The organism is Allobosea sp. TAB14 (assembly GCF_052113865.1).
Taxonomy (GTDB): Bacteria; Pseudomonadota; Alphaproteobacteria; order Rhizobiales; family Beijerinckiaceae; genus Allobosea; species Allobosea spartocytisi.
The window spans coordinates 1-1,259 of sequence record NZ_JBFRDQ010000369.1 but is presented as its reverse complement, the minus strand read 5'-3'; the positions used below and the strand labels follow the sequence as shown (position 1 = coordinate 1,259).

At 66.2% G+C, this 1,259-nt stretch carries 2 protein-coding genes and 1 pseudogene; all 3 read left to right on the top strand.

Going from position 1 to position 1,259, the window contains the following annotated elements; translation table 11 throughout:
• Window positions 1-268 (top strand): annotated as a pseudogene (locus AB4Y99_RS27685) (ABC transporter ATP-binding protein); the annotation flags it as partial.
• Window positions 269-270: 2 nt separating this feature from the next.
• Window positions 271-1,074, top strand: coding sequence for an enoyl-CoA hydratase/isomerase family protein (locus tag AB4Y99_RS27680; RefSeq protein ID WP_441525610.1), 804 nt, complete (start codon window positions 271-273; stop codon window positions 1,072-1,074).
• 30 nt (window positions 1,075-1,104) lie between these two features.
• The coding region (locus tag AB4Y99_RS27675; protein WP_441525609.1) for a helix-turn-helix domain-containing protein at window positions 1,105-1,259 on the top strand (155 nt) is incomplete at its 3' end.

Here is a 1,259-nt window from a genome sequence, read left to right as displayed (position 1 = left end):
CCTGGAGAGCCTTTGGCTACGCAAACGCCCGACGGTTGTTTTCATCACCCACAGCGTCGAGGAAGCCGTCGGGCTGTCCGATCGCATCCTGGTCATGAGCCCGAGCCCCGGCGAGGTGATCGACGACATCACCGTCGAGCTGAAGCGACCACGTCCGATCGTGCTCGGCGACGCTCCGCAGTTCGCCGGCTATGTCGACCGCATCCACCGGCAGTTCGAGCGGATGGGCGTACTGCACGGAACTCCCCTCGCCCAGCCGGCGGCGTGACCATGACGGAGCATGCGGCCGCACAACCGACCCCGGCCGGTCTCGTGAAGCTCGCCGAGAACGGCCCGGTGGCTGAAATCGCGCTGGCAAACGGCCCGCTCAACCTGGTGACCCGCCCGCTGCTGCGGCAGTTGAACCGCATCCTCGCTGCGTTGGCCGGGAGGCATGATCTGCGCTGCGTTATCCTGCATGGTGGGAATGCCCGGGCCTTCTGCGCCGGCAGCGACATCAAGGAATTCGGGCCGATCCGGCACGAAGCGAGCGAGCGGAAGATCCTGTTCGAGGACATGGTCCTGCGCAATCTGGCCCGGCTGCCGATGCCGACAATCGCCGCGATGGATGGCCCGGCGCTGGGCGGCGGATTGGAGCTCGCGCTGTGCTGCGATCTCCGCGTCCTGCGAAGTGGCGTCAGCATCGGGCTGCCCGAATGTCAGCTTGGCGGGCTGGCCGGTAGCGGTGCGATCAGACTGACGCGCCTGGTTGGGCCGGCACGGGCCAAGCATATGCTGTTCACTGGCCAATTGATCTCCAGCGAACAGGCGGCGTGCTGGGGGGTGGTCAACGAGATCGCGGACGATCGCAGCGCGCTCGATGCCGCGCGCACCATGGCTGCCACGATCGTCCAGCGCGGCCCCATCTCCAATCGGCTGGCCAAGGAGCTGGTCGATATGGCCGATGATCTTCCGCTCGATGCTGGGTTGTCGCGCGCGACCGTCGCGCAACAGCTCATCTTCGATTCCGACGATCTGCACGAGGGAGCGGCGGCCTTCTTCGCCAAGCGCACCCCGCTTTTCGTTGGCCGGTAGGGCCGAAGCCGCAGGAGTAGTAGACCGGACATGGCCCATATTCCCGCCGAGCGCTGTCTCTCGATCGTCCAGCTTCTGGTCGAGAACCCGGTCGGCATGGCGCTCGGCCAGATCGCACAACGGCTGGCTCTCTCAAAGAGCGGCGTCCATCGTCTTTTGGTCGCCCTGATCGAACAGGGCTGGGC